The sequence below is a fragment of the Rhizobium sp. J15 genome (assembly GCF_002531825.1).
In the GTDB taxonomy this organism is placed as follows: domain Bacteria; phylum Pseudomonadota; class Alphaproteobacteria; order Rhizobiales; family Rhizobiaceae; genus Rhizobium.
In genome coordinates, this window is the sequence record NZ_NWSX01000014.1 from 133719 (window position 1) to 142282 (window position 8564).

An 8564-nucleotide genomic window follows, 5' to 3' on the forward strand; every position below is an offset into this window, starting at 1 on the left:
AGGAACGAAAGGGTATTCCGATGGCAAAACCTTACGCGAACGAGCTCGAACGGTTGGAAGAGACTTTCCACTGGGCATCTATTGTTGATATCGACTCATTGAAGAGAGCAGTGAAGACGGCCAGCCTTTCGCCGTTGGCCGCTGTTGGCTCCGGCGGATCCTTGACCGCGGCGCACGCCCTCGCGTGGCTGCATCAATCGTTTGCTGGCAAGCCCGCGGTTGTGAATACCCCTCTCGAGGCGGTCGACACCACCTTGGACGCCAGCGTTGCGCAGTGGCTTCTGACAGCAGGCGGAAGCAATGTCGATATCAACGCTGCGGCAAAGTATCTGATCGAACGGGAGCATCGTCAGGTTGCTGTCATGTGTGGTCGGCCAGGAAGTCCCGTCACCGAACTTTGTGATCGCCACTCATTTGTTGACTTGCTGATGTTCTTTCCGCCGGCTGGCAAGGATGGCTTTCTAGCAACAAATTCATTGCTTGCGTTCACCTCGCTTCTTGCCCGGGCATATCAGGGGATATTCGATCCCCAAGCAGATTGGACGGATGTCTATGATCGCATTGCGCCGATGCTCAATGCGAATACCGAAACCGTCCAGCAATGGAGAACCGACACAAACGGGATGTGGGGGAGACCGACAACGATTGTGCTGTACGGGCCCTCTACCAAAGTCGGTGCGATCGACATTGAATCGAAGTTCACTGAAGCAGCTTTAGGTGTTGCGCAGATCGCGGACTACCGAAATTTTGCCCACGGACGGCATCACTGGCTTGCCAAACGCGGCGAAGAGTCGTCCGTGCTCGCCCTTGTCGGCGACGAGGACAAGGCAATTGCTGACCGGACGCTCGCGCTGATACCGCCTGGCGTGCCGACGGCTCGACTGAGGATTCCTGGTCGTGGGATCACGTCTCAAATTGGGTCGCTCCTCGCTGCGTTGCATCTCACGGGTTGGATAGGGTCCGCCCGCGGGATCGATCCCGGGCAACCTGGTGTGCCGGATTTCGGCAGGAAGCTCTATCACCTGAGCCTTCCTGTCCGGCCGCGCCTAAAGCCGACAAAGAACATGAGCACGAGAGCGATTTCCGCCATAGAGCGCAAGACCGGAGAAAGCGTCTTGCGCCTCGAACGACGCGGAACACTCACTCAATGGCAGGAGGCATATTCCCGATTTGCAGACCGGCTGACGGCAACAGCATTCGGCGGAGTCATTCTGGATTACGATGGGACAGTCGTTGATACGCGACACAGGTTTCAGCCAGCAAGGCCAGAAATTGCGGCGGAATTGGTCCGGGTCGCAGAGAGTGACGCTGTTCTCGCGTTTGCCACCGGTCGTGGTGTTTCCGTCAGGAAAGATCTGCGGAAAGTGCTGCCAGAGCGGCTCTGGTCGCGAATCGTTGTCGGCTATTATAATGGCTCGATGATAGCATCACTCGATGATGATGCCTGGCCGGACGGCACCGATGAAGTCTGTCCCGAGCTTAAGGATCTCGCTGCGGCGCTTGCTGAAAGCGAAGAGCTGGCGGGATCCGCTGATCAGACCAACAGACGTTATCAGATCACGCTTGAGCCACGCCATTATATGGCTGAGAACCGGCTCTGGGACCTTACTCATCAGATCATCTTGAGGACGGGATGTACGGACGCGGTCGTCACAAGGTCCAGTCATTCCGTCGACATCGTCGCGACGGGCGTCACGAAGACAAATGTTGTACGGCACGTTCTTGATATGGCGTCAGACCGCGCTGTACTTGCGATCGGCGATCGTGGCCGCTGGCCAGGTAATGATTACGAGTTGCTGAACAATTTTCCAGGCCTGAGTGTCGACGAGGTGAGTGTCGATCCCGATACGTGCTGGAACTTCGCAGAGGCAGGACAACGGGGGATCGCAGTAACGCAGATGTATCTCGAGGCTCTAGAATCAAAGGGGGAAGGGCTTCGGTTTCGGAGAGGGGCTTTTGAATGAACGAGGACCTGGGGCTGAGGGTGCTCAGTGAAATCATGCAATGGAATGATGACGAGGCCAGGACAGAGTTCCGGTGGCTGCGTCTCATGGCCCGGTTGAAGTATGACGGCTACCGGGATTTCCAGGCGGGGATGCGGTTTATCGAAAGCCTTGCCACCTGGTTGCAGCAATTCGGGACCGCGGAGCAACGCAGGACAGCATACGATTTTGTTCGGAAGGCACTCGTGTATATCGGGCCGAACGAAATGCAAAGGCTCGTGGAGCAGCTCTATCCAAAGGTTGTTCGCGACCGGCTCGTGCGCATGGTCGCCAAGGAGCGGGGGATTCCGCCCTATAGGGTCTATGCGGACGAGGATGCTCGCCGTGCGGTCGAACGTTTGCGACGGCAGACGCTTTTCATGGGATTGAGTGATGGAGCCCGGATAGACGGATTACGTCACAGCAATGTCGGTCTCCTCAACAATGAGCAGCTGGTCGTTTCAACGCAGCTCGATACCGAAAAGTGGCAGGACCTTGTTGGCCAGCTGGAGGATGCCCTTGAGGACAAGCAGGCCAAATTCAGGCTCATTTACCTCATCGATGATTTCATGGGAACCGGCACGTCGTTCCTTCGCTACAACGAACAGAAAGCAAAGTGGTCCGGCAAACTGACCAAGTTCAAGGAATCGATTGGGCTTGCGCGGCAAGGACTTGGCGGCAAACAAATCTTTGCCGACGACTGGGAGCTTTGCATTCATCACTATATTGGTTCGCATGCAGCGTCTACGATCATGGTAGAACGTGAAGCGGAAGCGCGGTCATCCCTCAGATCAGAAGGTTGGGCGTCAGCCGTTCACTTTTCTTTCGGGACGGTGTTGCCGGCCAAGCTTCCGATCGATGCTCCAGGAAATGACTTCGGCGACTTCATAAAGCTCACGAACATCTTCTACGATCCGATTATCCGCACGAAGCATACGGATGTTGGCGGAAAAGCGCATCTTGGTCTCGGCTATGGCGGATGTGCGCTGCCTCTGATCTTGGATCACAACACGCCCAACAATTCCGTCGCCTTATTGTGGGCCGAGACCGAAGGTGGGGAGCGAGAGGGTGGTCTGATCGCACCTGCTATGAGTCCACTTTTTCGCCGCCGTCAGAGACATGTATAGGTGAGACTTGGTTAATCCCTTCGAAAAGCGCGCCACAGAATATCTGCAGCAGGACGAGGCATTCCTTGCAGTCGTAACGCCGGAACCGCTTGCGACCTTTTTCGAAAAGCCTGCAAAGTCTGGTAAGCTTTACGACCGCCTTGCAATGGTGATCGGCACGCCAGGGAGTGGCAAAACAACGCTTGCCCGCCTGTTCAAGTATTCGACGTTAAGGGTTTTGCTACGAAACCGCGGATTCGAGACTTACAAGAATCTCATCGACGCTCTGACGGCCTGTGCCGCTATCAAGGAGAGCCGTCCGGCGCTCATTGGATGTCGGATATCGCTCGAGAGTGAGTATCGTGAATTCTGGGAATTTCCTTACCCCGATGCCTTGAAGGCATCTTTGACGGTCGCGCTTTTGCAGGCTCGGGCTGTACTCGGATGGCTGAGGGATGCCGAGGCGGCCGGGATTGCGCTCGAGGATATCGAGATTATCCCGAGACCCGATGCAGACGCCGCGCTTGAGGCCATCGGTGGAACGATGGGGATCGATTTACAGCGGAGAGCTCGGGAGATGGAATCCGCCATTTACGAGATTTCGGCTGCGCTCGTCCCGCCCGAGATCGACGAAGTCGAGCAAAACATGGCGGCGACGGCCTACCGTCCACTAGATGTCATCGATGGCTTCAGACTGAAGGACGGAGGGGAGGTCGTCCAAACAATACCGCTCGTGATCTTCGACGATGCCCATTACCTCCATCCCAACCAACTCTTGGCTCTGCAGCGCTGGTTGGCGAGACGTGAGCTGCGTGTGGCCCGTTGGATATTGACCCGGCTTGACGCACTCAATCCATCTGATGTTCTAATCGAAGGGCAAAACGTCTTTGAGGAAGACGAGCCTGGCTTGAAGCGCGCGCGGGAAATTACGGCCATCTGGATGCAAAGCAGCGAGGGCCGCGCCAATCAGCGCCGCGCGTTCCGCAAGATGGCAAAGGACATGGCGGGCCGGTATTTAAGTCAGATGGAGGTTTTTAATCGACGCAGCCTCAATTCACTCGGTGATTTGCTTTCAACCCACGTAGACAGTCTGTCCCCCTCAAAGGCCGAGAAGCTCGAAAGTAAGGTCAACGCGATCCAGCGCCGGTATAAGATAACGGCCGACAGGCGAGCGGGCCTTGAACGCGAAGTCATCGACTACCTGGAAAAGTCGGGAGAGCTGTCGGACGACCTGAAGCTCGCGATGCTTGCGATATTGCTGGAACGCTACGTCAACCGCACACCGCAGCGCGGCCTGTTCGAAAACGAAGAGGGTGGAGATACCGAACCCTCTCGGCCTCTCTCAGCAGGCCCCGATATTGCTGATGGCGCGAAAATACATCTGCTTCATCAGTTTGATCGACCCTACTTCTTTGGTATCGATACTCTCTGTGATGCGAGTTCGGAGAACGCCGAGCAATTCCTTCATCTGGCGGCGCGGCTCGTGGCCCAGTCGGAAACCCAGCTCATAAGATCGAAATCGCCGACACTGACGAGCCAGGTTCAGCATAACTTGCTCCAGAAGCGCGCCGAGGAAATGATCCGGGATTGGGACTTTCCCCTGCACCACTCTGTGCGACGGCTGTCCAAAGGTATTGCCGACCAATGCATCGTCAAGAGCCTGGAAGGCAATGCGTCACTCAAGGGTGGAGCAAACGCGTTTGGAATTTTGCAGGAGGAGTTCGACCTCATTCCGAAATTGCAGCCTGATCTGGCTAAAGTGCTTCAGTTCGGCGTTGCTTATAATGCGTTTGTCCTGGTGCCGAACCACAATGCTAAAAATAAGGTCTGGTGCCTGGTGGAACTCTCCGGCCTCCTGCTCATCAAGAATGGCCTGACGCTGAAGAGGGGAGGCTTTCTTGAGCGACGGGTAGAGGATTTGGTACGTCTGGCAGGCGAGGTGTAATGAATGGCACGCAATTGGCGTTGGGATCCGTGCGTGTCGCACGATGGTGGAGAAGCGGAAGCATTCGTCGCCGATTATTTTGCGTTGAATAAACGAAAGACCTTGTTGATCGCGGGTGCCGGGTTCGATCCCCGCGCAACTCAAGTGGCTGACCAGCTTATTGCGGCGGGTGCCGATGTCAGGGGCTTATTCGTGCGAGAGCAACGTCCGAATCCTGTCCCGGAGCTGACGCGGCGCGCTGAGGCGAACATGGAGAGGCTGCAAGCCGGCGTGCCTGTCAGTGAAATAGTCGCGATCGATATTTTCGGTCCCGACGGCGCCGTCATCGGGGGCAGGAACGTGGCCATGGCAGCGTCGCGCCAGGACATTGTCGACATCACGGATGTGATCGTCGATATCAGTGCCCTCTCCGTTGGGACCGCTTTCCCCCTGATCCGGTTTTTTGTAGAGCGGATTGATCGAGGCAAGGGCCCGCCCAACCTACACCTTTTTGTGGCGCACGATCCTAATCTGGACTCTCAGATTTCCTCAGTTGCGAGCGATGCACCCGGATACGTCCACGGCTTCAAAGGGGGTCTGACGCTGGATGCCGCTTCTAAGGCAGCAAAGCTTTGGCTTCCTCAGCTCGCGAAAGGCCGCCAGCAGGCTCTTTCTCGAGTACATGATTTCGTTGCACCCCATGACACCTGCCCAATCCTCCCTTTTCCCGCACGCGATCCCCGCCTTGGTGACCATCTGGCTGAAGAATACATCGTCGAATTCGATAGCGCCTGGAAAGTGGATGCGCGCGACGTGGTCTACGCTGACGAACAGGATCCTTTGCATTTGTATCGGACTATCCTCGGGCTTGACGATCTTCGCAAGCCGGTATTTAGAGGCGCCGGCGGGTCCATTCTTATTCTCTCGCCGCTGGGTACGAAGGTAATGTCTCTTGGAGCCTTGATGGCCGCACTGGAAAGGGATTTACCGGTCGCTTACCTCGAATCGATAGGATATAATTTCATACCGTCGGTGGACCTCGCATCATCGGCGCCGCATCTCATTCACGTCTGGCTTGAGGGTGACGTCTACCCGCAGCCCCGGCCCAGACTGAAGAAAGGACTGATCCAATGACGCGTTCCATTGCTAGGCCAACGATTTTTGGAACGGGATTGGTTGCGCTTGATCTGGTTATCGGTATGGACAACGAGGCACCGGTGCATTCGTGGACCGGTGGGACATGCGGAAACGTTCTGTCCATCATGGCATATCTCGGTTGGGATGCTTACCCGATTGCCCGAATGAACGGGGATCCTGCCTCTGAACGGGTGCGCATCGACATGGGACGATGGGGCGTAAAGCTCGACTTTACGGATTGTGCGCCCACAGGCCATACGCCGATCATTATCCAGCAGATCCGGAGAGCACGCGACGGATCTCCGACCCACCGCTTCCTGTGGACGTGCCCGCACTGCGGTCAACGTTTGCCGAGCTATCGGCCGGTGACACAACACTCCATCGAACGTATCACCCCTGCTCTTCAAGGAGCGTCGGTCTTTTTTCTCGATCGCGTTTCCCGTGCGGCACTTACGCTTGCTGCCGAGGCAAGCAGAGCAGGCGCTGTCGTCGTTTTCGAGCCATCGGGAAAATCTGAAGAAAAGCTCTTCGAAGAAGCGTTACAAATTGCCCATGTGGTGAAGTATTCCGATCAAAGGTTGGCGGAGACCCCTGCAGCGAAGGGCGGCGCGCGGGCGACATTGCTGGAAATTCAGACGCTCGGTTCACATGGGCTCCGCTACAGACACAGCTTGACGGGTGAGCTTTCGGACTGGCATACCCTGCCAGCACTGCCGGCACCTGCGTTGGTAGATACCTGCGGCTCGGGCGATTGGTGTACCGCAGGATTGCTGGCGCGCGCCGCCTCTCGCGGCCTTGAAGGGCTTCGCGGCTGTGGAGAGAACGAACTCGTCGGTGCCCTGCGATTTGGACAGGCGTTAGCTGCATGGAATTGCGGATTTGAAGGCGCACGAGGCGGCATGTACGCTCTGGAAAAATTCGAGTTTGATCGCCAAATCGATGCGATCGCGAGTGGAAAGCCCGTCTTGCGCGTTATCGAACGTCCCCAAGATCCGGAGGCATCGGTCGCATGTCCAGCATGCCCTCCGATCGCTTCCTAGGTGCAATAACCCGGAGTGAGAGCAGCTGGTGTTTGCGTTCCGCAAAGAATAGGTCTCCGCGGGTTTTTGCCGATCGGCGCAGGCATACGTACTGATCAGAGTGGGCGTGTACATCGCACCTCGCTCTTCGACTACTACAGACCCTTGCTGGCTCAACTAGAGGTGGAATGGGCAGTCCTACGCTTCGCTTCAAGAACTTGTTGCAGTGTGGGCGCGGGCTTGTCGGCGTCGGTGACCCAGGTTTGGGACCACAAAATCGAGGTTTCGTAGACCGAACTACACTGCCACTCGCCATCCGCTTTGAACCAATGTTGCGCTTCTGGAAGCAGTTCAAACCGGACGGGATAGCGGGCATACGGATTGTGAAAGATCTCGATTTCGGCGGTCCAGGGTTCGTAGCGGTGCGGCCAAAGGTTGCGATATGCGTTACTGGTTATATCCATGCAGAAGGGAATGCCCTCCAGAGCGCCCGGGGCTCGATCAAAAAACTCTCCCAACCTGGTATAGCGATAGTCGGGTGGCGCACCCGCTGCCGAGATAGGGACCCTATTGAGTTTGGAGATCGAGCAAGCGTTAGAAAAAATGACAGCCGAAAGCTCCGCGTGGCGGTCATTTGCGAACAGACCAGCCGGAAATTGCGTTGGGCCAAGAAGCGTTCCAGCTGGCATCGGCACGGCTTGCAGGCTGCCCTCGATCTCGGCCACAGTCGCGCCAGATCCCTGGAGGTAGCCGATTAAGCCTTCACGGCTCCACATCATCGATCCGGACGCGTGGAAATCGGCGACCGCCAGGATGAAGGGTTTTCCTATGACGTGGGGGAGCTGATCGTACCGTCTCGCGAGCTTGTTGCCGATCGTCTTTGCGAAGCGCAGTGCGGCGCTGCCAAAAAATATCTCCTCCCTGTCCGTCGGTATCTCCGCGAAGGGCGCATTGACGTGATTGTAGGGCACTGGCGCATTTGCTGTGACTGCCTCAATCCACGCTTCTCCGCCAATGCCGCTCTCGATGCGAAAATCGGGTGACTCGAAGCGCTGCTCAACCAGCAACCCCTGTTCTCGAAGCGAGGCGAGGAGCTGAGCCTCCCAAATGCGCGTGTGAAAATTGGTGGTCTGGCAGTCGCTGACCCAATTGCGGTCGGGTCTTGGCAGGGCGAGATAGAGTTGGTTCAGGGCCCATGCGGCTGGCCGACGCGCGGCAGTTGCCAGCAGTCGAAACGAGTCACTCGGTTCACGATCCTTGAGGTCAAAAAGCGGCGGGTGTGCGACGACACCGGATGGCACAGGTTCCGGCGGGATGCCCTCCGCCAAGGAGGGCTCGAGAGCTTCGACTGCCGCATCAATCTGTGTTTAAGCGTGGAATGTTGACCCCTCTGGCG

The 8564-nt window shown here is 56.8% G+C and carries 6 protein-coding genes; 5 read left to right on the forward strand and 1 reads right to left on the reverse strand.

Annotated features, from left to right (window positions below):
- Positions 1 to 20 precede the first annotated feature (20 nt).
- Genes CO670_RS15030 through CO670_RS15050 form a run of 5 tightly spaced genes read left to right on the forward strand, consistent with a single transcriptional unit; the run spans position 21 to position 7189 of the window.
- Positions 21 to 1964 carry a sucrose-6-phosphate hydrolase gene (locus CO670_RS15030; RefSeq protein ID WP_097590967.1) on the forward strand — a complete coding sequence of 648 codons (1944 nt, stop codon included), beginning with the start codon at positions 21 to 23 and terminating at the stop codon, positions 1962 to 1964.
- Entirely contained in the window at positions 1961 to 3109 is a 1149-nt protein-coding gene (locus CO670_RS15035) for a hypothetical protein (protein ID WP_097590953.1), read from the forward strand. The genes CO670_RS15030 and CO670_RS15035 overlap by 4 nt, the downstream gene beginning before the upstream one ends.
- A 7-nt stretch (positions 3110 to 3116) precedes the next feature.
- On the forward strand, positions 3117 to 5033 hold the full coding sequence (locus CO670_RS15040) for a hypothetical protein (protein ID WP_097590954.1): 1917 nt from the start codon (positions 3117 to 3119) through the stop codon (positions 5031 to 5033).
- Between the two features lie 3 nt (positions 5034 to 5036).
- Positions 5037 to 6146 carry a hypothetical protein gene (locus CO670_RS15045; RefSeq protein WP_097590955.1) on the forward strand — a complete coding sequence of 370 codons (1110 nt, stop codon included), beginning with the start codon at positions 5037 to 5039 and terminating at the stop codon, positions 6144 to 6146.
- Positions 6143 to 7189, forward strand: coding sequence for a PfkB family carbohydrate kinase (locus tag CO670_RS15050; protein ID WP_097590956.1), 1047 nt, complete (start codon positions 6143 to 6145; stop codon positions 7187 to 7189). Before CO670_RS15045 ends, CO670_RS15050 begins: the two co-directional genes overlap by 4 nt.
- Before the next feature lie 152 nt (positions 7190 to 7341).
- On the opposite strand, the gene CO670_RS15055 is transcribed toward CO670_RS15050, so the two are convergent.
- Positions 7342 to 8496 carry a hypothetical protein gene (locus CO670_RS15055; protein ID WP_176538939.1) on the reverse strand — a complete coding sequence of 385 codons (1155 nt, stop codon included), beginning with the start codon at positions 8494 to 8496 and terminating at the stop codon, positions 7342 to 7344.
- Positions 8497 to 8564: the final 68 nt, after the last annotated feature.